Here is a 25,248-nt window from a genome sequence, read left to right as displayed (position 1 = left end):
AACAGACAGCGATATTGAATTCGCTGTATCACGGATAAATTATCGACCGAAAAAGTGTTTAGACTTCAAGCAACCAGCGATTGTCTTTAAAGAAATGACATTGGCTGCTTGATATTGGAGAGTGTCGCACTTCGCAGTTGAATTCGGGCTTGATGATGTTACTCTTGAAGTTTCCGATGGAGATACTACTCAGGTGGACCATGTTGTTATTTCCCCAGCTGGAATATTTGTCGTTGAAACAAAACATTATAAAGGCTGGATTTATGGCAAGGAATCAGATCAATTTTGGACTCAAAAGATATTTAAACGTAGCTACAAGTTTCAAAATCCGTTCAGACAAAACTATAAGCATGTGAAAGCAATTCAATCTCTTTTGCCTAGCATTCCCCAGGAAGCGTTCTACTCGATTGTAGTTATGGTAGGTGAGTGCGAATGGAGGAGTAAAAACACACCAAAGCTACTATTCACATCCGGTTGGAAGGCCGCAGATTATATTTATGAACAATCCAAGGAAAGCTCTTTTATCGACATTAATAGTGTTTATGAGAGTCTAGAGTCTGCACGTTTAGAAAAGGGGCTTAAAACTAACTTTAAGCATGTGAAAAACCTCAAAGCTAAACATCGTGCTTGAACTTAGCACTCAGGGCAGTGTAGTAGCGGTTTGCATCCTACACTGCCATCAGTCACACTCCTTTTCATGTTCTTTGTGAACGGCTCTTTTCATTGCGGCAGGGTGAACATAAAGGTTTGCTTTACTCTCATCACTATCAAGAATCTCAATATAGAAATGACCATGTTCTTCGGCCAACGCTGGTATTTGCTTCCATTTTGAAGAGTTCACAGATAGAGCAATTGGGGCTACTTGCCTCCCATTATCGTCAAAGCCATTATCAATGTGATCAGCTAACAAATAAACTCTATTCGAAACGACAGCAGTATTTTCTTTAAATAACTCACTGTAAATAGCTAACGTACTCTCAATTAAGTTGAGGAATCCGTAAAACTTTTCAACATCATTGCCATAATTATTAACAAGAGATTTGAGCCTCCACAATTGCTCTTCCAACTTGTCACCTTTCTGCCCAGCGTAAATAAGAGCTTTAATATCTTTTCTTGTCTCCTTGTATGCTGCTTTTTTGAGTAAGGATTTCAGATAACGCATAACAATCGCATTTCGCTGGTGGAGAGGCACAAACCGACGTGTATCGCTACATTCCATATAAAGGTGTAACAATGTATTGATTACTAAGTCATTTACCAATTGTGGATAATCACCTCTTTTTCTTCTCATTTATCACACCTCGCACTTAAAGAGTTGGTTTAGAACTGGTGTACCGAAAGTACAGTAATCGGTACACCTTACAACCTGTTCATTCTCGATTTAAACCATAATAACATCCTTAAATATCAGTCTGTTATGATTATTTATCTAGATGCAAAACAATCAAACTGTACCGCCATTCAATTCTAACGTATTAAAGGTACACTTGTTTGTAACTGTACCGTATTTGGCATACTATTGACGGTATACTTGATTTTTTTGAAGAGAAATGATTATGGAAAAGCGGCAACAAAGTCCTGCATTGACTTATTCAGACGTAAAAGGTGTCTGTGACCGTCTACATGCTTCCGGAGAAAAGATAAGCGGCAATCGAGTGATCGCAGAACTTGGCAGAGGTTCCAAAGGAACGGCTCTAGGCTTTGTTAGGCAGTGGCGTGAAGAGCTCGAAGCATCCCAGGCTCATTTAATGGAATCAATGGGATTCAGTGATGCATTTGCTGACTCATTTATGAAAGAGATGGGCAGGTTTCAAACTGCTATTGAATCTCGCTTTGAAGAAACGCTACGTGCTGCTAAAAGTTCCGAAGCAGAGGCTCTTTCTGCCTTAGCTGATGCTGAAAGCAAAATAGAGCGCCTTCAATTTGAAGTTCAAAAGAAAGAACAGTTGGCACAGGAACATAGCGAACAACATGCAGCGGCCAAATCATCTTGGACTACTACTGAACAGACACTGCGTGATCAACTAGAAGAAAAGAGTAGGGTGATTGTTGAACATCGAACTCAGATTGACCGATTAACCACAGACTTAGCCAAAGCGGAGATGCGTCTTGAGGACAGCAGTAAGCTGGTAGAAGAGGCTCAATCTAACCGTGAACAACTACGCTCTGAGTTAAAAGATATCCGCGAAAAACTCACCCAAGCAGAAACACAAAACGCGACTATAAGTGCTCAAAATGAAGCACTCCGTGAATCTTTAAAAGCAGAGAAAGAATCGCATCAAACAACTCAGGATAGAGTTAACCATCTTCAAGAGCGGCTTATGCAATCAGAGAAAGGGTTGGGGCGACTGGAGACAATTAGCGAAGCTCTCGATACCGAAAAAGCAGCTCACGCGGCCACTTCAAAAGCAAAAAGCAAACTTGAATCTGATTTGAATTCCGAACGCAAAGCTCATATCAGTACAAAGAAAAAATTGTCGCAACTTGAGGTGAAAGATTAGTTATGAGCGAAACTAAATTGTTTGGTGAAGCTTTTAAAATCTATAACAAACACCAGCGTGTTGTAGTTCAGTTCCAGTATACAGAGACCCAAAAGGATGAATATCCTTCGGTCACAATCGAGATTGCGCCACTTCTTGGCACTGATGCAAACTGGCAGGAAAAAATTTCCGTCCAGTTGACAAGGTATGAGCTTACCAGCTTTACTCAGGTACTGTTCGGCCTTGCTCGTTTATCTGAGGGGGCTTATCACGGTTCTAAGCGTAACAAAGGTTTCAAATTACAACATAATGGACCCGAAGGGATTTCACTATCCTTATCAGAAGCAGGGCAGGTTAAACAGTGTTTGTTTAATCCGCAAGAACGTACTGAATTAGGTTCGTTTATCATTCGACGTCTTGCTATGGGATGGAAAATGACGGTTGCTGATGTGTTGGCAATACTCCGCCAAAGCGCTTTGCTTGAGAGAACAGCTAAAAAAACAGAGAGCTAGCGTTTTGAAACCATAGCGATCATCAGCAATATTACCCACCAAGGCATAGAAAATACAATTGTGGCAGACATAATAGATACACTGTAAAGCCAATAACCAACCACCATTTCGGTTAGTGGATAATAAGCCTCGAAAATGAAGACAATCCCCGTTAATAACACTCCTACGGCTATCGCTCCCTTCCATGCGCTCTGCATATCAGCTTTGCTTGGTGTCGAGTGAAACGCCACAACGCTGCTGATCAGCATCCAGAGCCAGAACTGAGGCTCCGAGCTCACGGAAAGAATCGCAATACCAGCACCAGAAATGCCGTACTGCACAGCATAGAAAGCATCTTTGACTGGATCGCCCGTTATTCCCATAGGAATTTCTACTATGCGCCAAGCCAGCGTATCCAATAAGCCTGGAAGCATTAGCTTTGTAGTTAAGTATATGACTGCACCAGCTCCTATCAAAGGAGCAATACCAATAAAGAAAAGCCCGACATTTTGCAACGGTGACAACACGTTCCATTGATGCTCGACGTATCCCAAGCGGCCATGCCCAGCTGTGTATTCAAAAAACTTTATTTTGGTTATTCGGTGCCGAAAAAGGAACGCCGCAATAGCATGACTGAGTTCATGAATAGGCACTCCAATAGCTGCTGTAGCTAAGTACACCCCCCGGCTGGCTTTATTGCGAAGCGCAATAGGGGTTAACAACTTTCCAATAAGGTTTTGAATAATGACCACCAGCACAATGGGCTGCAAACCAACTAAAAACCATGTCAGAAATGATACGAGCATGTTAAATTACCAACCTCTTACTTGCATTTCGCATTTGCTCATCTTTGATGCGAATATACCTTTGAGTGGTAGTAACGCTAGCATGTCCCATCATATCCTTTAAGGTCATGATATCAACGCCAGTTTCCAATAAGTCGTTCGCGTAAGTCCGACGCAAATCATGAGGAGAGCAATGCTCTAACCCAGCTTCCATTCGTCGAGTTCTCAAGATTTCGTAGATTGCCTGATCTGTCATTCGACTGTCTTGTACATCATCATGTCGTCGAATTCTTGGAAAAAGAGGCCCAGGCTGTTCACCTCGAACATCATTAACCCACAATTTTAATCTTCTAAGCGTTCCGTCGGGCATAAAGGCCAATCGTTCTTTATTACCTTTACCCATAACTGTAATTGCTTGTTCTCGCCAATTTATATGGCCTAGATCTAGGGCCACTATTTCACCTCTCCTTAAACCGCAGCCTAAAAGCACCCCAAAAATTGCACTATCTCTAACTCCTTTACATCGTGAGTCTTCATCACACACTTTGAAAAGCTGGGCAACTTCATGACGTTCTAGCGCTCTCCCTTTGGGAATTCTTTCGCCACGCACATTCTTTATTTGCTTGATATGGTGATAACTTTCCATATCAATCTGCTTCATTGTCCATGCTTCAAGAGCGACGCCTTTTAACCCAGCAAGATAGGTGTTAATGGTGTCTGGAGCTCTTCCTGCATCAATAAGCAAGTCAATAATACCCTGGACATGGTGGCGTCTCATTGTCCCCCAGTCACAATGAAACATGCTTTGGTTGCCCGTCATTTTGGCTACATTATTCAGGAAGTAACCCATTTTTTGACGGCTAAGCTTTGAGCGGAGACTAAGTAAATAGGCTGATGCCGCGTTAGTTTTTATACTGCTCTTAATCTGTTCTGCGGTGATCAGCTCTCCTTGTTGTTCCGCAGTTATTATGTTGTTAGCGTGATATTCCATGTTGGTTTCTCTTCTTTTCATGCACGTTGTATCGAGAGTAGGGGCCACATTCACTGATTATTTTTTAAGCCCTAAAGCTACCATCAATAAATCTACGAACTTCTGGGATATTGTTGGTTGCTTTTCTTCTTTAGGAGCTTTAGCAGCTTGTTCATATTGCTGGATCAAGGGTTCAAACCGTACTGGATTACATAGCAATTTATATACAGTCATATTTGGGCTCTCAATTGGTTTATTGCTTTCAAAACCGAACTGATCCACCAGGTATTTAGCAACAGCTCCACTGCGTGAACGACCAAAATAGCAGTGAACGTAGATTTTATTCACTCCAGAAGAGATTAGTTGAGATATGAAATTTTTTAGTTTCTCTGCCTGTTCTGAATCAATATAAGAACAATAGCGCATTCGAAACTCATCTTTATGGATGTGGATAGCGTCTTCACTATAGCCTCCATCAAAAAAAGAATCTCTGTATATCAGCTCCCAGGAACCTAGTTCAGCTAAAGGTTTTCCCGGATCGGTGATAGAAATCATTGCTACTCCGGGCTCTGGGTGAATAGTCTCAGCCTCTCTCTGGCTAACAAAAATAACTTTTCCGTTACACATTGGCTTCTCTTCGAGTGTTCTTTTGGGACAATAAAGGGAATTTTGTCTTTGTTTTGTTAGAACAGCTTTGTATCTGGCTGTTTTTTAATTACTTTTACTCTTTGTTCGTTTGGTGCAATCTTGGTTTTGCTCGCTGTTTCACTAGAACAGTCAATACCTGCTTGCGTCTTTGGGGTGGGAATCTAATAGTTCTTTGGCCTGGCGTTCACCTTCTGCTGTATTAACTGGAAGGGTTGTATAAACACCATAATGGCGCATGTCTACAATATAGTCTCTACAGCATAGAGCTACATTATGAACTTTGCCCTCTGCATCGAGACCACCAAAGGTATGACATGGCTGAGTAAACATTCGCTTGCACTTTGAGCAACGAGCGCTGTTTTTGTTGATCACTCTACTTAGAACTTTTTCAAACTTTGTTTTATTTAGCATATGTTACCTCCAGAACCTAAGCATCTTCCGTGACCGCGTAACAAATAAAATCCATAGCTCCTCGTTAACACCGTGCTCAAGAGTATGTTTTTTCATGTCCTCTTTTAGTTTATAGAACTCCCTTTTAAACAAGACATGCCGTATAAGGGTAACTGCAAAACCAAGAGTTGAAAGTACTGCTGCTACTAGTGCCATTTCAGTTAAATCCACGATTTTCCGCCTCCGTACCTTGTTGTGCCGAAATATGAAAATAAAAGTGTGTAGGTAAAATAAAGTTTGCCAACATACAACTCTATGTAGAATAGAGTTCGCCAAAATGGATAACGCCACTGCTAAACCACCCGGTATATCATGGTTTTAGAATAGGACGGCTATCGTTCCTTTTATCCACTCAAAAAGGTGCTTATACGTGACTTTATGCCCCTCGTGCGCGAAAAGTGAGTCGCAAACTATTCGACCTTTAAATTTTACAAGCTCTACTTTGGAAAAGGTACATTTTCGTAAGTAGAGAATTTAAGGTTAATATTACACCAGTTATTGGCTGTCTTGGAACAATAAAGTTTGTGACCACATTAACTGAAGAATGGCGCAAAGAAACCACTTACCCAGATAAAAAATACAAAGACTCCATTTGGGTAAATAAAGCATACCGCTCCAAGCCCCCAACATTGATTACAGGCTGGAATCACCGACTACAGCGTTTTTGTAATCAGTTTAATTTCATTGTAACCGAAGAGGATTTCGTTGAATGCCTTGAGTCGAATCCTCGCTCACCAAGTCGTGTAAAAAAAGATGTAATTGTTGGAAAACCATGGCACATGACACCCCATCAGTTTAGGCGTACCTTGGCTTTTTACTGCATCAAAAACCGTCTAGGTACTTTGGTTGCGCTCAAACAACAATTTAAGCACCTCTACCTCTCGATGACCGAGTGGTACACCAATGGTGGCAAACTTGCGAGCCTACGGGACCTGAAAGTGGACGAGAAAGTGCAAAAGGCACTCGATGAAATCAATGCAGAAACCACCGCGAATAAAATCTTTAGACAGTGGCATTCTGATGAAACGCTATCAGGGACTCATGGCAAAGCAATCATGAAAATGCGAGGGGATGTGCCGACCATTTATAGCTCATGGGACGTTATCTATAAAGCAGTAAAGGATGGCAAATTGACACTGCATGGTTCAATGCACAGCTATTGCAAATCTGGTTATGATTGCGATATGGACGGTGTGGTCACTCCCCAGTTCTGTGTTGATTGTGGCTCTGGAAGTAGCATCATTGACGAGCAGCAGGCTAAGTGGTGGCAGAAAAAGCACCGCAGTCTAGTTGCTTACATGGAATCTGGCGAAGAAATTTCGGTAAGTGAACATAGCCACTATGTCACTCAAGTAAGAGCCGCAGAGAAAGTCATGGCTGACTTTGATATGTCCTTTACCCCTTTTGAACCTGATTTGGAGGTAGCTAACTTATGAGCAAGAGCGAAAATACACTATTAGTATTAGAGGCAGCTCTAGAGCGCATTAAACAAGGAAAACCTAAACGTATTCCCGCTCACCGTAAACTTAGTGTTAGAGCTGTCGAGGAAGAGGCGAATTTGGGTAATGGCAGTGGCTATTACTACCCTGATTTTGTTGAGAAGGTTAAACAGACCAAAGCTGAAATTGCGACAGGCAAAGGTGAAATAGTCCAACCAGAGATCCAGACTGTACGCACCAAGCTAAACGAACAAAAGCGTATCAAGCAAAACTACAAAGAGAAGTATGATACCGTTAGGCAGCAATTAGCAGACTTTGCAGCAGCTCAGCATCATCTGAATGACAGACTCGTTAAAGCTCTTAGTGATAAAGAAGAGTTAGAGTTTGAAAACACCAACCTTAGAGCACAATTGGCTGAACTGAAAAAGACGAAAATTATACAAATAAAGTAGCCTTCATCTGCATGACTTTAATGCTTATGACCTGAACTTCCAAAGGGTTTAGAAGATTTTACTTAGGTTGCGCAGGTCATACAAAAAACATTTACAAATCTAAATTATACTCTTCGCCATTTTGGACTTTTTGAAGCAAATCTACGGCATTTTGCGAGTATTTGTGAGTCATGGACTTTGCTCCCGTTTTTATCGAGAGATGGTAATTATTATCAGAGTTTTTAATGTTGACTCCTTTATCCTCCCATATCTTATTGAGCAGTTGCTCTGCGTGGTTCCAATAACTCCCCCCCAAAGCCTTAGCAACATCAGTCAAAGTGTAATCAAAATTAGCGTTTAATGCCTGAACATCAGTAAGGTGGGTTATTCCAAATAAAGTTGGTAATTTCTCAGAGTTTTCCTCAATATCCTGAAGCATTTTAAAGTTAAAGGGCAATTCCTGCTTAGGTAGATCTGAGTTTGCTAGCTGATACGTCCGAGCAAGCAAGGAACGGATAAGCCGCGGGTTTACCGTTATCTCAGGAGTGCAAGATGACAAAGCATCAAAAATCCACTTGAAGCCAGAAGCATAAATAACCTTTAGTCGAACGCTTCTCGTCGCATCAATAGTAACTAGTTGTTCTGTTGGAAGATCGCGCTTATTCTCTGAATCTGGTTCAAAACACACCATATAGATGTTTGGTATTAACTCACCATTAGGCGCAAGGATCTCGTCGATATCTGACAAAATACCTTTAATGTTGGTATCTGTAGCGCTATAACCAAAGAAAAAGAGTGGGTGTTCTGCGAAGTAAGTCAATAATTTAGCACTTAAATACTTTTTCCGCTTATTGAAGTCAGTATAGTCTTCGGCTGTAAGAACAATCGTTTCATATTGAGATGAACAGCCATGCATTTTGAGAATTTCACCGTAAGAAGTATAATTGGCTCTCACTATCTCTTGTCCAACAACTTTATGATAGTCAGGAAAAATTTTCTCTAAGGCATCATCGTAATTTGTTGTAATAATAGAGTGGGGCTTAACCTTTCTAAGTGATTCAATTTCATCTCTATAAGCATTAGCTTTAACATCAAACTTGTCAGCTAAACCATTGATATAAGAAGCCACTTCATACTTGATATAACTATCTTTAGTTACTTCAGGTTCAAACATCTCATTGGGAAACTTATCTTGCCCATCCTCCCAAGCCCACTCTGAATAAGTGTCAGCAAAAACAGATGCAATTTTTGTATTATCCTTGGCGTACTGCTGCTGATAATAAGCAAAGCGCTTTGTGATAAGAGGGCAACGCTCAGCTAAATCAAGCATTAGAGTATCCCAGCAAGGGGCATCAAAATACCTCTGAGACATGCCTGAGCCAACAAACAAAATGGGCTGCACTTGTAAATTTTCCATACAGGCTTCGATGTCTGCTTTAACAGACTCTTTATATTGCTCGTAAATCATCGATCTCCCTCTCAAATTGCACTTACCTAAGCCCTCTTAGACAGATATGCTTGTAGTTTATATTCAACCATTCTGACGCTATAGACAGTATTTTGACAAGCACATAATCTGTAGATTTAGACAGTCAAATACTAAAAAGAAAAAATAAGCAACATAAGGCATAAAACAGACTCTTTTATATGTCACTAATTATTGCATAGACACAGTTCTGGAAAGTGCTAAGGTAAACTTACTCCCCTCTTACGAAAACCAAAACAATCAATTGATTAAAAGGGGAAAATTGAACCTTGCAAATCGTAACATCTTATCGATTCCAGCGTTGTAAAATCAGACAATCATCAACTTGAAGTTATAGGGGGCGGTTTTGAGCAACACTCAACCCATATCCAAAACAGGTATGCAAGAAAAACTAAAGCAAGCGATCATCAGCGACGGGCCAAATACTCGTTACTTTCAAAGTCGGTTGCATGAATTAGCGTTTTATTATTCGCAACTCTGCGAGTATCAAACCAATATCTACGATACACACTTACAGTTTCGACCCATTCACCAGAAAGATATATCAAGAGCACGCGACCTGAGAAAACTACATTTAGCCTTATTTCATGAGTCTAAAAGCGAAGAGCTTGCCGAGATGGGGATTGATGCAAAGGAAGTAACTCAAAACATCAAGACAGCATTTGCTCAACTGACTTTGGGGAAATTGGGATGAGTTCATTTAATCCACCCGAGATCAGATATCAATACCTGAATTCACTGGGTATCACCTCAGAGGAGTTGCATGAACAGCACCGTTTAGCCTCAGCATTGATCGACAGCTTAGATAAAGGCACATTGACCAGTATTCGAAATGCTTTCTTAGACTCGACAAGAACGAGTAATGCTGGCGAACTTTTCATTAACATCGATAAGATAAATATCTTGTTGCGTACTGGCAATTCTGGAGCAGAACATTCCATGATACGCAATGGCTATTGAAGTGGCATAGTTAATTTGGCCACCTGATTAAGAGGTGATGTATGATCATCTCGATACTAGAACAGGTGACATTATGACTAAGAGTCAAAGACGCTCTTTTAACCCAGAATTTAAACTTGAATGCGCTCAGCTAGTGCTTGACCAGGGACGTTCCTATAAAGAAACCTGCGAAGCTATGGGAATAGGAAAAACCACGTTAGAAAGCTGGGTAAGGCAGCTCAAGGCGGAAAGATCGGGTAAAGCTCCAAACGCATCAGCACTAACACCAGAGCAAAGAGAAATTCGAGACCTTAAAAGAAAAATCAAACGCATTGAAGAAGAAAAGGAAATTCTAAAAAAGGCTACGGCTCTCTTGATGTCAGACTCCCTGAACGGTTCTCGATAATCGAGAAACTCAAGAAGAGCTATGCAGTAAAACGGCTTTGCGAAGTGTTCGGGGTTCATCGTAGTAGCTATCGTTATTGGGAGAACAGAGATAAATCTCTGTCTTCAGAGCGTGTGCTTGTTCGTGCCGAAGTTCGCAGAGCTTACGAGCTGAGCAATGGCTCTGCTGGTGCGAGAACTATTGCTGACATAGTGACGACAAGAGGCATTCCTCTCAGTCGTTACCGTGCGAGTAAGTTGATGAAAGAGCTAGAGTTAGTCAGTTGCCAACTACCAGAACATACGTACAAAAAAGCACAGCAGGAACATGCACATATACCTAACCGGTTAAATCGCCAGTTCGCGGTAACCGAACCAAATCAAGTTTGGTGCGGCGATGTGACCTACATCTGGACGGGACAGAAATGGTCGTATCTAGCAGTGGTTATTGACTTGTTCGCACGAAAGGTCATCGGCTGGGCAATGTCTAACTCACCAGATAGCGCATTGACTGGCAAGGCATTGACCATAGCCTATGAGAGCCGTGGAAAGCCGTCTGGAGTCATGTTCCACTCGGATCAAGGTTGCCACTATACGAGTAAAAAATATCGTCAGTTGCTATGGAGATATCGAATCACTCAAAGTATGAGTCGTCGAGGGAACTGTTGGGATAATAGTCCTATGGAGCGAGTGTTCAGGAGTTTAAAAACGGAATGGGTACCAAAGAATGGCTATAGAAGTTTTACAGAGGCACAGCAAGCAATAACTGATTACCTAGTTGGCTATTACAATCAGCATCGTCCACATCAATATAACGGTGGATTGACACCAAATGAGTCAGAACGACAGTTCTGGTTCCCTTATAAAACTGTGGCCAGTTTTACTTGACCACTTCATATGGCAGGTTAGTCTCACCTACCCGAAGTCATACGATAAATGGAGATAGGTGCATATCTGGCTTTGACTTTAAAGCATTGATTGAGGCGAGAATTCACATTTCTTCACGGAGAAATCAACGGCAAAACCTGTACCTCCGATACGTACATCAGTTGGTAGAGTACTTAATTTATCATCCAACGCTACGCGATTATCATAATTTATACGCTGATGAAGTGGAGCGATATCGACCACAACTAAAAAAATCCCGAATTGAACACTATAAAATCACACAGTGCGAATTTACTGGCGAATGCATTGATAACAACGCTAAGGTTGAATTTGCTCACATTGACAGCGTGGTAACTAACCCGCACAAGGCAATTAGCATTGATAATGGAGTAATTATACTCAAAAACATACATTCAGACATGACTCGAAAGCACATCCATACCTTCGAAGATATGTTGGATTATTGCATTGAGAATAATTACAGTATCTTATGGGCTGATAACTATGTCCGATAACGGTATCGCGTAAAAACTGTTAAAGGCAAAAATAATCGTATTCCCTTAGTCAGTTTTCTGGAAAGTGGTATCATCAGTGCTCCATTTTTAGAAAAATGGCCAAGAATCGATATTTTTCTGGAAAAAGCTAACAAGCCTTACCACTCAAACCTTTCCAGATTTATTTCAGAACCCACTTGTGTTGGTAGTTCGTACAGAGGCCAGAAAGTTTGTACACAAAGCCAAGATTGGGATAATAAAGTTTGTACAGTAGTTATTAAGGCCAACTAAAACATGGTGTTAGAGGTATGACTTACCGCAAGGTGCAGACAGAACTAAAGGGTGCAGCAAACCGATTACTCCTATTAGTGTACAAACTATATTGTACCAACTACCGCAACTAACTGATTTACTGTCCCGTTATGTACAAACTTTATTATGCGAGAACATTGGCTTGTGGCGACAAAAAAGTCCTCCCTCAGGTTGCATATTTCACCACCAGCCAATCCGGTTGGTTTTCGGCTAAAGTCTTGCGAATTATTCCACTCGGAATAATTGACCTTTGGGTGTATAATCCTACGGGGTTCTTATGGGTGAAACAGCATGTTCTTGTTAAACAATACAAATTTTGACATTAGCACTGCCGAGGAGATCCCTGAACGCATTCAGTTATTGATTGACTCATCATCTCCGCTAGAGGCAAATCTAATGACAATCGTAACTCAACGGGAAATGTATCTTGCCAACTTTTCCCGGATGAATGATCAAGAGAAATCCAATTTTGTCGCTTCGTTGACGCGCATGTTCATGCGTAACTCGTGGACTAGATAATTTTCAAGGTGTTTTGTGAATTTCTATCAGAAAGGAGGAAGTGAATATTTATTTGTCTGTGACCTGTTTAAGGAGCTTCGGAAAAAAAGCAACTTATCTCAGGCTGACGCGGCCAACCATATCGGTGTTAACCAATCTTTCATTTCCAAGTTCGAAAATGGTCATACTGGGATTGACCTATTTGATGCATTAGCTCTCCTTGACTTGTATGGTATCGATCATGTTGATTTTTTCTATATGCTTGATCAGTTTAAAAAAAAGGAGATTAGAAAAGGTGCTCTACTCGACTACTTTTTATCAAGAAGCTAAACCTAATTACTCCAAATCCCTTTCATTAGATTAAACATCGAGTAGTTTAAATTCTTGCGTTCATCGCCTTGCGGGTAAGGATGCTTGTCATGATGTTCTTTAGGCACATCTGAAAGTAAAGTGTCCATAACAAGCCAATCACAACTTATTCCTTTGCTTATAAGTGAGTCCTGGACAAAAGCTTCAAAAGCCCTGGCTAACATCTCGCTTCTTTCTATCCAGTATTTTCGCGCTCCCTTCTGGCCTGCCAGTTTCTGTGATTGATTGAAATACTTAGTACCAGAGCAAAGTTGCTTAGTAATGATATTCCTCATAAGGAGAATGTTTTTCCTGAACTTATCAGGTGCGTTTTCCATGTCTACGCCAGTAATAAACTCACTGATCAATTTACCCTCATATCCTCTAGACCTTGCCAGAAGAGCATCAACTCCGTGGAACCACTCGTGAGAAATTGCACCAGGTCCACTCCGCCGAGTCAAATTGATGATATTTAGGTCTGGCTCATAATGGGCGCTTGCTTTCCCCTGCCCCCTTGCGCCGAAAGCTATGCCAAGTTGTCCTCCAAGCCCTATCCATCCGTCTGGTATCTCTAATATATGAGCTAATACCTTGAATGCATAAAAGCTATTGTTTACAAACAGTTGACGTTCTTTGTCTGGCATAGAGCTCCCAAACTGAACTCCTCTAAAATTGAACGTGTTTATGAATTGTTCTGGTGTAACATCATAGCTGAGCTGTATGTTTCTTATCGTTTCGATTTTCTTTCTGGGGATATAGGGCGATACATCTAAATTCATGTGACAACGTAATGCATTTATAGCATCCGTTTCACTTTTGAATTTGTTAGGGAACTCTTCTGTTTCTTTATATACAAACCGTTTTCCTTGTATCGAGCACAGTCGGTAGAATCCCCCCTCGAAGGCCACCGGAAATAGGTCAACATTGTATGGCTTGATTGTATAAGGCCACCCTAATTTTGGCAGCAAATGAATTAAAGATGATTGTCGTAGCGTCAAGGCAAACGGAGTTTTGTAGGTTCTATTTTCACCTCTACCAACAGCGTACAATGGGTAAACATCTCTAATATGTTGCCTACCAGTTTTCTTAGGGATACCCATCCGACTCCGAAATCGTTCCGGTAGCAACTTTACATCATCATTGTCAGCTACGTTTTCAAACAACTCTTGCAAAACAAGTAGTGATTTTTCGTATGCGTTTGTCCATTGCTCTTGACTGACAGATGGCTGAGCTGGACGGGGGTTATTCCTCCAACCAGAATAGTAAACCGATAAATATGCGCATACTTCAACTGACAGACCATCATCACACAATTCTTGCCAATTAGGTTCCGGCCAAATTGATTTAAGGCTAATGTTTGTGTCGCCGTTATCTTTCCCTAATACCAAATGCTTCTTTGCAAAAGGTAAATACTCTCCGGTGTCGTCTAACTTGCCCATATAATAAGACTCTTGGTTCTACTATAGAATTACACTTATACACCAGAGAACACTTAGTTAACTAACGCGGAAATGCCCAATCTCGGCAGATTTATAATGCATGAACAAAGCCTTAAAAATCCAGCCTTCTTACCGATGCTTGTTCGCGTACTTGAGTTGGGTTCAATTGAAGTGCTTGGTTCATATGGTGTACTCCTTTCAAATGGGTACACCAACCCCAAGAGGGTGATGTACCCTCGTGGGTTATAAAAAGTGAATTAATGCTGTTTATTTATGGCGACCAGCTATCGCACATCAGCGCTCAAGGCACTTTCCTAAGAAACCTGTTTAGGATGCTTAGGAAAGCGAGGGGTTTCCCCCTGCGCTTTTGAACTATCCCAGGTTAACGACAGGGATACTTGCAACATTGACATTGAATACCCTGTCTATAACACTTTTTGCGAACTCAGCTACGGCGTATCCAATTGCCGAGTCCTTCTTATTTACACATATTTCAATTCGGGAAAAAGGAGTCAGGGGCAATGTTTCGCCTTCATGCTCAGAGCTATATTCAACAAGACATTCCCCATTTTCATCAGTACAAACATAAAGTTTATTGTTTTTAATCAAAAACCAGTCTGTAGCAAAACTATCGTGGTAAGTAAGACTACTAGTTTTTTTTACAACGACAGCCTGATAAAACCTTTGAACCTCTCCACCAGAAGCAATGTGTTCAACAACATTAATATAGTGGTATTGATATCCATCAATATTGCTATCGGTATCAATAATCACTTCCTGCCTTAATGAAGTGTTAAAAATATACTTAATCATTGTTATCTCCTTAGTTTTTAAGGAGAGAGCCCCTAGAGGGCACATCTCCCTCCAGGGTTAAACTGAAAAATTAATATTTATTCATTCAAAGTTAAAAACCATCGCTTCATTGGAACAGTAACTTCAATCATTCCATTACCACAATAAGCTCCCCAAAAGTTATAAGTAGTCTCAAACATATCGAACTCGAATAGTGTTTGAATATGCTTATCAGTAATGGGGTTAAATGGTCCACCGCAGCCAACATGCATCGCTATGCCATAATCTCGCATATCGAAATCATCTAGGTTTTTTCCACCCACAGAAGCTATCAAATTCTCACCTCTGATTTCACCTTCACGTAAAAGCAAGACTGCTTCTTCGTAACTCGCATATTGTGTCGTTAAATTCACAATATGGCCATGCTTAGGTTTGTGTTGTTCCGATAGTGATTTCAGTAGTTGCTTCACACTCTGAAATCTTGCGTAAAGCCCTGGCGTGAATTGTCCTGCGAAAGTTAAGTTCGGACAGATCAACTCAAGCATGTCGTCAGGTATAGAACTAAGCCCCATTTGCTTTGCAAGCGGCTCAGCTTTTTTCATTGCATCTTCAACTACCATTGGGTTTCGAAGATGTTGCGGCATATCCATAGTTATTCTCCTTTGGTGAGACGAACAGACCCATCAGGTTTGGTTCCCCTCAGTAATTAGATGGTCCGGTAGCTAAAATGCTACCGGAGTTTATTAACAATCTGAGCTGCCTGTTCTGCAAACGGCCCAGAGTAATGTATGTCCATTTTTTTTGAACACCAGACAGTTCCAATTATTAATTGGTTGAAGTTTCTGTCTTTGTAACGTTGACGCATCAATTCTAGATAGGCGCTCTCATCACCTTCCCACCCCAAAGGAGGTGAGAAGGGACAAGTAGCTTCGTTACCTGGCTCAGTGTTTACTTCTGCTAGGTTATACACGCCCATAAGCACCTGCCCTACGCGCAATAAACTCGCGGAGTGTACTAATCGGCGGGAATCCCATCTGTCCTTGAGTTACCAGGACATCGTTCCAATCTATACCTTTTGCACGAGGTGGAATGGGCAGCTTAGGTAACAGCACATGAACTGTATATCCTTGCTTTTCAAGCTTAGATTTCAGCACATTTGCGGAGCGTTCCCCTGTTAGCGACTTATCCTTATCTGCAAAGATAACGACAGTGTGGATGTCTAACTCGTCTGGAACTTCAAAGTTTTCCAAAAGAGTAGCATTCACTGTGGACCATGTAGGGATGTGAGTAGCACGGAACCCAGACAATGCTGTTTCCAAGCCTTCTGCCAAACCTAATACTCCTTCTGTTGGCATACCTAAGCGAACTGCACCGCCAGTGACACTCAATCCATCAGGAACAGGCATCATCTTTTTAGCGCATTCTACTTTGGCCTTCTTACCACTTTTGGTCAGATATGTACGATGTAAAGTAACCAAGTTTCCTTTCGCGTCTCGGATGGCTTGTACTGCGGCTGGAAATTTTCCAACCTCATTACCATCTTCATCGTAATAGGACATACTTGGGTGGAATCGCAGGCTGTCTGTCTGTTCTACTACATCATGTGCAAACAAAAGTTTGCGATTGACGAAATAGGCACGTAACGGCTCAGCTGCTGCACAGTTAAAGGGCAAACATTCATTCCAGATCTTCTCAATTTTTTCACAAAGGCGAGCATTGTAAACACGTTCGCGTTGAGCTCTCTTTTGCATTTCCTCTTGAAGTTCCATCAACCAAGGCTTTGACTGCTCAGCAAAGAGCGGAACAACCTTGCTTTCTGAATGTTCTTGTTCAACTACGGCTTCTTGGTGATGCTCAACAGGGCTACATGAAGAATGATTATCCTCATGTTGTTCTGTCGGAACATTTGAATCAGCCCATGACTCTTCGTTATAAGAACCAGGAGCAGAGTGAGAGACATAGCTGCTGTTTGAAACCTTTGCCTGCGCTACAGACTCTGGTTTAGCAGTACGAACACTCTTAGTTTTCACTTCAACCAACCACGTATTGCGATGTGTTTGAACTGGTTTCTCACCAATGATCTCTCCAGTGCCTTCTTCAAATACAGGCTGCATTACGGTAACAGCTTCACGTCCCAAATTTGTGAGAGTGACTTCATCACCATATACAGCACCGCATTCTCCGATTGCTCTTTCTAGATCAACGCCCCAAATCTTACGTTCATTGCCCGTTGATAAACGAATGTAAGCAAAATAGCTTGGTTCATTTATCGGGTCGTCCTGGTAAGGAGCTTGACCGTGAGCAATTAAAGTGCCCTGATACTTAGGGCGACGATTTGGATCGTATTTGGTGTTATTCACTTTTGCCGGAGCAGATTGCTGTGCTCGGCGCGGTGAACTTGTATTATTGGAGCTTTGCTGACGCTTGAAATGCTTTGGAGCCATCAACAAGTCACCAACTTGCTGTAGGCATTCAGTAAAATCCCACCCTCTTGCTTGGTTTAATAGCTCAAAGCCATCATGCCAAGAACCGCAAGAACAAATAGCACCACCTGTTTCGTGAGCATCTTTGAACATACGGAAGTCTTTTTTTCCACCATGAAACGGACATGTAACATGGGACTTTCCCGCTTTTTTGAGTGCTGGTTCCAGTTCAGGCATTAAATGCGCCAAAATGAAAAGCCATTGACCCTTAGCGAGGCTACGAACTTCGTCTGCTTTATAGAAATATGAGTTATCCATAGTGTTTCTCCTTAGCTGAAACCCCGACATCGAGGCTTCCCTAAGTCCCCCCGTATCAGGGGCTTTAGGGAAACCCCGACACCGGGAAAAAATAGCCAAGGAGGCTCCCCTACCGGAGATGCTCTCCCCGGCTGGGGTTTGATTTTGGGCTATTGACCATTAACTCTGCGTATGGCCTTACCCAAGAAGGATTGCATCAGGTGATTACCTGATGATTTGAAGTAAGTTAGCCAGTCGATCCAATTCCACTTAGCGTAATCATCAAGAGATGGAGGGTTAAAAGCTCCCCAAATCTTACTGTTTACGCCTTCGCGGAGAACGTAAGCTACTTTCTCGATTACTTCTTCTTTACTCATTAGAGTAGAGATTTTGCAAGGAGGCATCATAATGAGGCTCTCTGCTTGTTCATGAGTAATCTTCTCTATGGTGCCAGCGTTGATATCCACGACAAACGCTTTGGTTTCTGGTCCTTGTTCTGACCAGATCCAATACGTTATATGAACGGGATTAACGCCAAGTCCGACCGGAACGATTTGAGTTCCAGAAGGACGCAGTAACCAAACGAATTTACCGCTTGGATTGCTTTTGAAACGTTCGAGCTCTTTACCATCAATCTCCAAATTAGATTTGAAATGGAGAGGTAGTTTTTCCGCATTCGAAATTTCAAGCATACGTTGTTGCAGATGTTGCAGAATTGCAATGTTAGACATAGGTGTACTCCTACAGTTTGCAGGTACACCTGGCCCATGTCGGGTTGGTGTACCCGACTGGGTTATGAAGGGTGAAAGAGAACTTTCACTTAAATTGAATGCTGTTTGTTTTTAGCGACCAGCTATCGCGTCTTCACTCTCAATGAGAGTAGAATTCGTCACTTTCCGTTAGGTGCTCTATAACACCTAAGGGAAAGTGGGGGCTTTCGCCCCTCACTGTTAATCATCGTAGAAATATCCTTGCTTGTCACACGACTCTGATGCCGAATAGGCTTCATATCGCGCATTTTCGTTAAACGAAAATTTCAGAGGATAAGCAATTGAAGGCGGAGTTTGCTTTGTTAAACGTCCATTCCATTCATGCTGTTCCATTGTGCCAGATACTCCATCGACGGTGAACATTTCATCATAACCATTTATCTTTACAATCGGGAAGTCAAACAAGCCAAGAGCTTCTATCACCATCACCTTGTCTGAACAAGCATAAACTTGCTTGTTCTTATCTCGGTAAAAATCAAAGCCACAGCTCAGATAAACCCCTATGATCCGCAAAGTTTCGTCATCCATTCCAGATGCAATGTTCTTATCTAAGTTTGCTTTTGCCAGCCAGACATGGGCGTTGACTCCACCAAATATTCCATAGCCCTCGTAAGCATTTTCCTGTAATGGTTTCTGACCATGAGGTTGTAGTAAGTAAACAGTGCGAACTTGACGTCCAGAATATACATTCGAGATGCTTTCTTTTGAATCACACGTTTTCCAGCTAAAAAATCCCATAGTGTTTCTCCTTCAATTATTTAAATCGAAGGGGGTTGCCCCACAAGGGGAGCAAGCCCCCCTCTAGGGTTAAGTAAAAATGTTAGGCCGCTTTACGAACTAACGATTCCTGCATTTGATGATGTTCTGATATAGCATTTTTGAGCTGTATTTTACGAACTTCTGCTATGGCATTACTGACCAATTCGCGGCGGTAACTTCCATAACTTCTGTCATTAACATCTATAACCAGGCCACCTATAGATTCAGATGCTAGTTCCTCTTCCGTCTCTCGGTCGAGGATCTTAGCTTCCAACCTCAGATAGCGCTGCTTACCATCAACAATATCCTGTATTGTTTGTAATGCTAACTCTTCGTCCCAGCATCCAATATCAAAGTCATGCTCGGGATGCTCTTTAAGCTGGACTGTGTAGTCAGCTGTATTAAACTCCCAGGAAACAACTTCTTCGTATGGCGTACCTTCCACCAGCGCATAGCCTTCGGCTTCAAGCTGTTGGGATGTAGATTTGATGTCATGTTCGAGACGACCCACAAAGTCGTTCCAAATGCTTTGCCATCTAGTGATGTGCTCATCAGTCACTTCACCTGTTACCAGACCAGCGGCACGAATCGCTTCAAAATGCTCCTCAGAGAAACTTTCAAAATCGACTTCATGAAAAAGATCCATGCAGTTATAGTGGCTGTACCGATGCCCATGAGAGTTTCGCTCAATCGACATTCTGCAACATCCTATATCTGCTTCCCTTAATATTTCCAACATAGATAATGCTTCTTTACGAACCAAAAGGTTTTTTACGCGAAGTACGGCGTTTTCACCTGCTGTATTTGGGTCATAAATTCGCAGCATAAGCTTCTCTATATCATCCTCATCGAGGTTTCCATAGAAACTCATACCATCACCTTGACAGTAACTAAGGCTGTACTCGATTGTCAGACCTTCTGGGTAGCCAAGTTTTTTCAGTTGGTTATTGAAATGAGTTTTAATCATAGCTATCTCCTTGTTTTTTTTGAGGAGACACCTCCCCCTAAGGGATTGGTGCCCCCTTAGGGTTTTAATGATTTCGGATTTAATAGTTAAGCACAGATGTCCAAAAGACCTTTCCGAGCGATCAACTGATGCTCTTCAAAGTCTTCCGGTGCAGAAGTGTCATAACCTTCACCATCGCTGTAATCTGGAGTACCCAGCACGATGATGTTGCCTACAACAGGTGAATCTGCACCATGTAATATACAACCGAGCTTGATACCGCTACTGAACAGTCCTTCTTCATCAAGATAAAGACTGACTGTTTTTCCATTCGATAGCTCCCAATCAAAGCTCTGGACCATGCTACAGCCGATTAGCTTATACATAGTTTGTAATCCGTCTTCTTTTGGAATATCGACTGGAGTGCAGCCTTCTGCGGTTATTAAATAGCCTTTGTTAGTGGCCTTAGACATTGCTTCATCACAAATTGACATGGAATCCTCCAAATATGTCATTGAGGGACACCAAGGCCCCAAAGGGGCTTTGATGCCCCGTTAGGGTTTAAAGATTGGTTTACTTATACGGTCACAGCGTCGATATCTAGGTATTGGCGGCAACCTGTTTTAGGGTGACAGCGGTGGCGAAAATTGTGCTTACCACCTTGCGTACCCATGTATTGCCAGCACTCTCCAGTAACTGACTCTTCACAAACCGCGTCGCCATTATTTAATGGATGTTGGGCCAATTCGTTCCACATTTTGTCCCATTCATCTGTATTTCTTTGTACTAGTTTGAAGTCATTATTATTCATACTTCGGTACTCCCAACCCACTGCTTTCCAAGGTATGCCTCAACTCCCATACGGGCCCATTCCGAAGAGATGGTTAACATGGAAAGTGTTTCATGAGTCCAAGGTGCAGTTGGCTTGATTCGTTTGAGCTCTTTGCCTTCGAGATCTGTCAGAATAAGATCTGATTGTTCATTTCCAGCAAGAATATCTGGCTCTCCCGGACGCTGATCAGTAACAAATTTGATGTAGCAACCTTCGTCATCGCTACATGACAGCAATTTATCTACTGACAAGTTAAGTCCAGCACCGAACCATTGATCTATTGCTTCGATCTCAGGGAAATCAGATTTCAACTGAGATACAACGCCAATCATCTTGTCGAGAGCATCTTGGAACTCCAGCGCATTGCCAGCTGCCACTTCAAGTTTGCACTTGATATATGCAGCGTAGGTATCGCAGGCTTTCACCAGTTGCTGTTCATAGCCACCTGGGGCAAATGCTTCCGCGACTGCACCTTGAAGCTCCAAAGGTAGCGTGTGAATTAACTGCTCCTCAGCAGCTTTTTCAAGTCGCTCGAACTCCCTCGCCAAAGTGTCATTAGCCTTTTTTACTGGCGTCACAACATCCTGACAGAGAACTTCGGCTACATCATGTAGTGCTGCGTGGGAAAGCATTTTGGCAAGATCGACCTTGTTCCCCTTTTGGTTTGCGACATGACCAGCGAGAAGAGCAAGCAACGTAACGGTAGCACTATGCTCCAAGACTGATTCAGGCTGTACTGAATGCATCAGTGACCAGCGTTTTATCAATCGTTGACGCAAAGCAAGTGCTAGGAATCCATAGTTTGAATTTGACATAGTATCCTCCAATGAAGTTTGAAGGGTACACAGTTACCACATAGGTCCCGTGTACCCATGTGGGTTAAGTTGTGAGAGTCCTTGTGGACTGTTCTTGAGGTGTATTTTCGGCCTGACACCGAAATATTTAATCAGATTTCTGATGGAATGTATTCCATTCAGAATGTAGTTGCTGCTTGTAGGCCAGCTACCTTTCAACGTCAGCAAAGCCGACATTTTTTTTAGTCTATCGCCAATCCAAATGGTTCACGAAACGTCTATTTGCCCTTTTAGGGCGTTTGGTTCTCATAAGTAAAAAAACCCAGCAAAAATGCCGGGGTTTTTGTTTACTAAGCCACTAATCACATCAGGTTGGAGTTTAATGTACCCCCCCTCGTATATAACTTGGTAAGGGGTATTTAGCATCGGCTCCCGAGCTTAATAAAAAATCCCACACATCAGACATCAGCCAGTGTTTGATCACATACAGCTCTCCACCGTGCTTAGTGATCACTACTTTTGCTGCTGAACCGCCAAATTTGGCAATATTTGCAGCGCGAATGAATAACGGGTGTTTCATCAGCACAAACTGACGCAAGCATGTCAAGTTGATGTTGCATAGTATCCTCCGTAAAAAGTATGGAGGGCGCACGCCCCCACAGGGACATACACCCCCGTGGGTTTGATATTGAAATATTAAGGAATGATCGGCAGCCAATTATAAATGCGATATGCAATGTATAAACAAGGCACTCCAAATACGAGCCCCCAGAACTGCGCTACTGCATATTGTTTTGCATTCTCAAACCATGCGGCCATATCGGTAAGTAACGGGGGCCAGTCAAACGAAATGGCGACCAAAAGCGGCACCAAAACACACAAACTACCCACAACAGTCAAAACCGATACAATAATATTTCGTTTTTTATGATCGTATTGATACATAAGCTTATTTCCTTCTAGAGTGGGCTCAGAAGCACCCTTCTGGAGCTTCTGAGCTTTTGGATAGGCGTTAGCCTAAAATGATGGGAGTGATCCCAGTGAAAAAACCAAGAATGCCGAGTAATGCGCCTACCACTCCAAGACGGATTGATAAGCGAATAGAGAAGTCAGGGTGGAACCAGAACCACTGGTAAATTTCCCACCAGCGAGCTCTCCGCATTTCCAGTGATACCTCTTCTTTAAATTTCACTCCAAGAGCATCAACGGCATCGTAATCAAGACCAACAGCATTTTTGGTAATCGACATTGTTCCTGGGTTGCCCATTACATATCGAATTACTTTTGTGCCGTTATCGGGGTTATAGATCACTACTGGCTCACGTCGAAAGAAACGATTAGGATCTTTTCTCTTTGAGTCTACGTTTCGGTTATTTAACCGGACGATATTGTGACCTAAACCTGAATCTTCCATTGGAAGACGAACTACAGATTCAATTTTCATAATTGTCATCTCCATGTTGAATGGAGATAGCCCCCGGCAGGGACTATCCCCACGCGGGTTACAATAAGTACTGTTTGTTTTTGGCGACCAGCTATCGCACATAAGCGCCAAAGGCACTTTCCGAAGAATCCTGCTCTAGGATGCTTGGGAAAGTGCGGGGATATTCCCACACTTACCGCTCATTGAGCATTACTCCTGACGCATCTCATTCTTTGCTCCTTGTAAGGAGATCACATGCGTCGGATCTTCTTTATTTATATCAGCCCAAACCCGCAATTGGAGATTTCCAGCGTTGTTTTCTATCAACAATGGAAATCCAACGTTATCCTCAGAGTTGCAATCTGAGTAGCCTTTAGCACTTAGCAAAAGCTCACCACCGATATTGCCTATCTCAACCGAGGCCGAGACTTTATCACCTAACCCATCGACCAGATCGGTTATATCAGTTTGCAAGGCTGGTTTGTCAAGCGAGTACATCTTTTCGCATAGCGTGTCGATCTCTTCTCCGCTCAACGGCTTTTCGTCAGTAAAATGAGGAAGTCTTGCAAAGAAATCAGACAATTCCTTTGGGTTCGATTGCTCCATCGTCTCCTGCATCCAACGTAACGCGGCCAAAGCCATATTTAGTTCTTGGCTGGTTAATGCTTTCATTTTCCTTCACCTTTTAGTTGTGGGAAAACAAGTACCCAGAGGGCGCTTGTTCCCCCTGGGGTTAATTTACATGCCAGATCAAAGGTACTTGAGCCCGGCTGTTTTGGGATATGTAATGTCAGCAGCTTTGACGTCCGTCAGCAGAGCTTCCAGAGCTTCACCCTGTAGAGTAAATCCAGCAAACACCGCGACGTCGTCGAGCTCGTCACGCCATTGCATTGTGCTATCGAAGTGCTCGATGACACCATGCTCCACCATGATTGGCCGCAGCTTCTCATCTCGTTTCTCACAGCATTCCTTGTACCGGGCATAGCGTAGCTTGTCCTGGTACGCATCCTCAGGCAGGTCTTCGACCGTTCCGAGACAGCTATAAGGAGCTGGGTAGACGATGGTTTTCACACCATTTGAGACGCCTTTCATATCTTTATGAGTGTGCTTCCAGATCAGTTCAATTTGCTCTGGAGTACGCTCTGTTTTATTCACTTCTGTCATGACACTACTCCCTACTTGCGCGAATCTTTACTGGTGAACTGTTCAAACGTTATAGACTCAATCTTTTGAATCTGTTGGCGTAAGGCTGCTAAGCAATCGTGCTTAGCTCGCTCAAAAGCATCAGTCTTGTTGCGCTCGTGTGGGCGGGGCAGATAGTATCCGTCGATCTTCTCTACCGCGCTTCGTAGTGCATATCGGTTTAATTTAGTCATTTCTCTCTCCAGAGTTAGAGAGGGAGCTGTGCCGCACAGGGCGTCAGTTCCCCCTGTGGGTTTGTGTTAATAGGTATCAGACAATTGACATGCCGACTTGTAGTTCACCTTTATAGTCTTTGGGAAGATCTGCAAGCTCCCAAGACATACAAGGCGTTGATACTGGCGTGGTGATCATACAAACATTGTTGCGAACGATGAAGTGCCACCCTTGGAAAATTTTTAGGACCTAAATTTTGACGCCTGTCGACAAACTCTAATTTTAACAGTGGGTTAGGTTAATAATTTCTCTTTATGAGCTTAAATTATAGCAGTTGTCATAAATTTTTGTAAATCGGGCTGATTTTGACGCTT

The 25,248-nt window shown here is 42.3% G+C and carries 28 protein-coding genes and 2 pseudogenes; 10 read left to right on the top strand and 20 right to left on the bottom strand.

The window, feature by feature from the left end:
• Positions 1-112: pseudogene (locus tag DZ860_RS24830) on the top strand (IS30 family transposase); the annotation flags it as partial.
• Positions 113-121: 9 nt separating this feature from the next.
• Positions 122-631, top strand: a complete 510-nt coding sequence (locus DZ860_RS22605; protein WP_120035458.1) for a nuclease-related domain-containing protein — start codon at positions 122-124, stop codon at positions 629-631.
• A gap of 48 nt (positions 632-679) precedes the next feature.
• Here DZ860_RS22605 and DZ860_RS22600 read toward each other — a convergent pair whose 3' ends face one another.
• The gene (locus DZ860_RS22600; RefSeq protein WP_014386795.1) at positions 680-1,291 is read right to left on the bottom strand and encodes a DUF2913 family protein; all 612 of its coding nucleotides are present in this window, start codon (positions 1,289-1,291) and stop codon (positions 680-682) included.
• A gap of 265 nt (positions 1,292-1,556) precedes the next feature.
• On the opposite strand from DZ860_RS22600, the gene DZ860_RS22595 reads away from it, so the two are divergent.
• Positions 1,557-2,501, top strand: coding sequence for a DNA-binding protein (locus DZ860_RS22595; RefSeq protein ID WP_014386794.1), 945 nt, complete (start codon positions 1,557-1,559; stop codon positions 2,499-2,501).
• A gap of 2 nt (positions 2,502-2,503) precedes the next feature.
• Positions 2,504-2,992, top strand: coding sequence for a hypothetical protein (locus DZ860_RS22590; protein WP_032073030.1), 489 nt, complete (start codon positions 2,504-2,506; stop codon positions 2,990-2,992).
• Here DZ860_RS22590 and DZ860_RS22585 read toward each other — a convergent pair.
• The 3 genes from DZ860_RS22585 to DZ860_RS22575 are packed head-to-tail and all read right to left on the bottom strand — an operon-like array spanning position 2,989 to position 5,353.
• Positions 2,989-3,777: a hypothetical protein gene (locus DZ860_RS22585; protein ID WP_014386791.1), complete on the bottom strand. Its 789-nt coding sequence runs from the start codon at positions 3,775-3,777 to the stop codon at positions 2,989-2,991. The genes DZ860_RS22590 and DZ860_RS22585 overlap by 4 nt on opposite strands.
• Position 3,778: 1 nt before the next feature.
• Positions 3,779-4,747, bottom strand: a complete 969-nt coding sequence (locus tag DZ860_RS22580) for a tyrosine-type recombinase/integrase (protein WP_014386790.1) — start codon at positions 4,745-4,747, stop codon at positions 3,779-3,781.
• A 57-nt stretch (positions 4,748-4,804) separates the two neighbouring features.
• Entirely contained in the window at positions 4,805-5,353 is a 549-nt protein-coding gene (locus DZ860_RS22575; RefSeq protein ID WP_014386789.1) for a protein-tyrosine phosphatase family protein, read from the bottom strand.
• Positions 5,354-6,339: 986 nt separating this feature from the next.
• Between DZ860_RS22575 and DZ860_RS22560 the strand changes: the two are divergent.
• Together DZ860_RS22560 and DZ860_RS22555 are read left to right on the top strand one after the other, a co-directional pair.
• Positions 6,340-7,260 (top strand): annotated as a pseudogene (locus tag DZ860_RS22560) (hypothetical protein); the annotation flags it as partial.
• Complete coding sequence (locus tag DZ860_RS22555; RefSeq protein WP_014386785.1) at positions 7,257-7,715, top strand: hypothetical protein; 459 nt, start codon at positions 7,257-7,259, stop codon at positions 7,713-7,715. The pseudogene DZ860_RS22560 and the gene DZ860_RS22555, both read left to right, overlap by 4 nt.
• A gap of 91 nt (positions 7,716-7,806) precedes the next feature.
• Here the strand turns inward: DZ860_RS22555 and DZ860_RS22550 are convergent, their stop codons facing one another.
• On the bottom strand, positions 7,807-9,162 hold the full coding sequence (locus DZ860_RS22550; RefSeq protein ID WP_014386784.1) for an SIR2 family NAD-dependent protein deacylase: 1,356 nt from the start codon (positions 9,160-9,162) through the stop codon (positions 7,807-7,809).
• Positions 9,163-9,526: 364 nt separating this feature from the next.
• Here DZ860_RS22550 and DZ860_RS22545 point away from each other — a divergent pair, with 364 nt between their 5' ends.
• The 4 genes from DZ860_RS22545 to DZ860_RS22525 all read left to right on the top strand — a co-directional run bounded on the left by DZ860_RS22545 (position 9,527) and on the right by DZ860_RS22525 (position 13,025).
• On the top strand, positions 9,527-9,874 hold the full coding sequence (locus tag DZ860_RS22545) for a hypothetical protein (RefSeq protein ID WP_014386783.1): 348 nt from the start codon (positions 9,527-9,529) through the stop codon (positions 9,872-9,874).
• Positions 9,871-10,140, top strand: a complete 270-nt coding sequence (locus tag DZ860_RS22540; protein WP_120035455.1) for a hypothetical protein — start codon at positions 9,871-9,873, stop codon at positions 10,138-10,140. Before DZ860_RS22545 ends, DZ860_RS22540 begins: the two co-directional genes overlap by 4 nt.
• Before the next feature lie 73 nt (positions 10,141-10,213).
• A protein-coding gene (locus DZ860_RS22535; RefSeq protein WP_120035460.1) for an IS3 family transposase occupies positions 10,214-11,391 on the top strand; the annotation gives its coding sequence in 2 pieces (ribosomal slippage) (positions 10,214-10,481 and positions 10,481-11,391; 1,179 coding nt in all).
• 1,340 nt (positions 11,392-12,731) lie between these two features.
• Entirely contained in the window at positions 12,732-13,025 is a 294-nt protein-coding gene (locus DZ860_RS22525; RefSeq protein ID WP_014386779.1) for a helix-turn-helix domain-containing protein, read from the top strand.
• A gap of 2 nt (positions 13,026-13,027) precedes the next feature.
• Here the strand turns inward: DZ860_RS22525 and DZ860_RS22520 are convergent, their stop codons facing one another.
• The 15 genes from DZ860_RS22520 to DZ860_RS22445 form a co-directional block, all read right to left on the bottom strand.
• A complete protein-coding gene (locus DZ860_RS22520; RefSeq protein ID WP_014386778.1) occupies positions 13,028-14,482 on the bottom strand; it encodes an LPD1 domain-containing protein in 1,455 nt (484 codons plus the stop codon).
• 372 nt (positions 14,483-14,854) lie between these two features.
• The gene (locus DZ860_RS22515) at positions 14,855-15,295 is read right to left on the bottom strand and encodes a hypothetical protein (protein WP_032073026.1); all 441 of its coding nucleotides are present in this window, start codon (positions 15,293-15,295) and stop codon (positions 14,855-14,857) included.
• A 77-nt stretch (positions 15,296-15,372) separates the two neighbouring features.
• Positions 15,373-15,924 carry a hypothetical protein gene (locus DZ860_RS22510; RefSeq protein ID WP_032073025.1) on the bottom strand — a complete coding sequence of 184 codons (552 nt, stop codon included), beginning with the start codon at positions 15,922-15,924 and terminating at the stop codon, positions 15,373-15,375.
• 312 nt (positions 15,925-16,236) lie between these two features.
• Positions 16,237-18,015 carry a DUF7146 domain-containing protein gene (locus DZ860_RS22500; RefSeq protein ID WP_014386774.1) on the bottom strand — a complete coding sequence of 593 codons (1,779 nt, stop codon included), beginning with the start codon at positions 18,013-18,015 and terminating at the stop codon, positions 16,237-16,239.
• A gap of 149 nt (positions 18,016-18,164) precedes the next feature.
• Positions 18,165-18,725 (bottom strand): hypothetical protein, encoded by a 561-nt coding sequence (locus tag DZ860_RS22495; RefSeq protein ID WP_014386773.1) that lies wholly within the window; start codon positions 18,723-18,725, stop codon positions 18,165-18,167.
• Positions 18,726-18,944: 219 nt separating this feature from the next.
• Positions 18,945-19,502 (bottom strand): hypothetical protein, encoded by a 558-nt coding sequence (locus DZ860_RS22490; protein WP_014386772.1) that lies wholly within the window; start codon positions 19,500-19,502, stop codon positions 18,945-18,947.
• 82 nt (positions 19,503-19,584) lie between these two features.
• Positions 19,585-20,490, bottom strand: coding sequence for a hypothetical protein (locus DZ860_RS22485; RefSeq protein ID WP_014386771.1), 906 nt, complete (start codon positions 20,488-20,490; stop codon positions 19,585-19,587).
• 86 nt (positions 20,491-20,576) lie between these two features.
• Positions 20,577-20,963, bottom strand: a complete 387-nt coding sequence (locus DZ860_RS22480; RefSeq protein ID WP_014386770.1) for a DUF3846 domain-containing protein — start codon at positions 20,961-20,963, stop codon at positions 20,577-20,579.
• 83 nt (positions 20,964-21,046) lie between these two features.
• Positions 21,047-21,280: a hypothetical protein gene (locus DZ860_RS22475; protein WP_014386769.1), complete on the bottom strand. Its 234-nt coding sequence runs from the start codon at positions 21,278-21,280 to the stop codon at positions 21,047-21,049.
• Positions 21,277-22,116, bottom strand: coding sequence for a 5'-deoxynucleotidase (yfbR, locus tag DZ860_RS22470; protein WP_014386768.1), 840 nt, complete (start codon positions 22,114-22,116; stop codon positions 21,277-21,279). Before yfbR ends, DZ860_RS22475 begins: the two co-directional genes overlap by 4 nt.
• A gap of 358 nt (positions 22,117-22,474) precedes the next feature.
• Entirely contained in the window at positions 22,475-22,675 is a 201-nt protein-coding gene (locus DZ860_RS22465; protein WP_014386767.1) for a hypothetical protein, read from the bottom strand.
• 116 nt (positions 22,676-22,791) lie between these two features.
• A complete protein-coding gene (locus tag DZ860_RS22460; RefSeq protein WP_014386766.1) occupies positions 22,792-23,040 on the bottom strand; it encodes a hypothetical protein in 249 nt (82 codons plus the stop codon).
• 67 nt (positions 23,041-23,107) lie between these two features.
• Positions 23,108-23,539 carry a hypothetical protein gene (locus tag DZ860_RS22455; protein ID WP_014386765.1) on the bottom strand — a complete coding sequence of 144 codons (432 nt, stop codon included), beginning with the start codon at positions 23,537-23,539 and terminating at the stop codon, positions 23,108-23,110.
• Positions 23,540-23,728: 189 nt separating this feature from the next.
• Positions 23,729-24,190 (bottom strand): hypothetical protein, encoded by a 462-nt coding sequence (locus DZ860_RS22450; protein WP_014386764.1) that lies wholly within the window; start codon positions 24,188-24,190, stop codon positions 23,729-23,731.
• A 78-nt stretch (positions 24,191-24,268) separates the two neighbouring features.
• On the bottom strand, positions 24,269-24,682 hold the full coding sequence (locus DZ860_RS22445) for a hypothetical protein (protein WP_014386763.1): 414 nt from the start codon (positions 24,680-24,682) through the stop codon (positions 24,269-24,271).
• Positions 24,683-25,248: the final 566 nt, after the last annotated feature.

It is taken from the genome of Vibrio sinensis (assembly GCF_003605645.1).
In the GTDB taxonomy this organism is placed as follows: Bacteria; Pseudomonadota; Gammaproteobacteria; order Enterobacterales; family Vibrionaceae; genus Vibrio; species Vibrio sinensis.
This window is presented reverse-complemented; position numbering and strand designations above follow the sequence as displayed.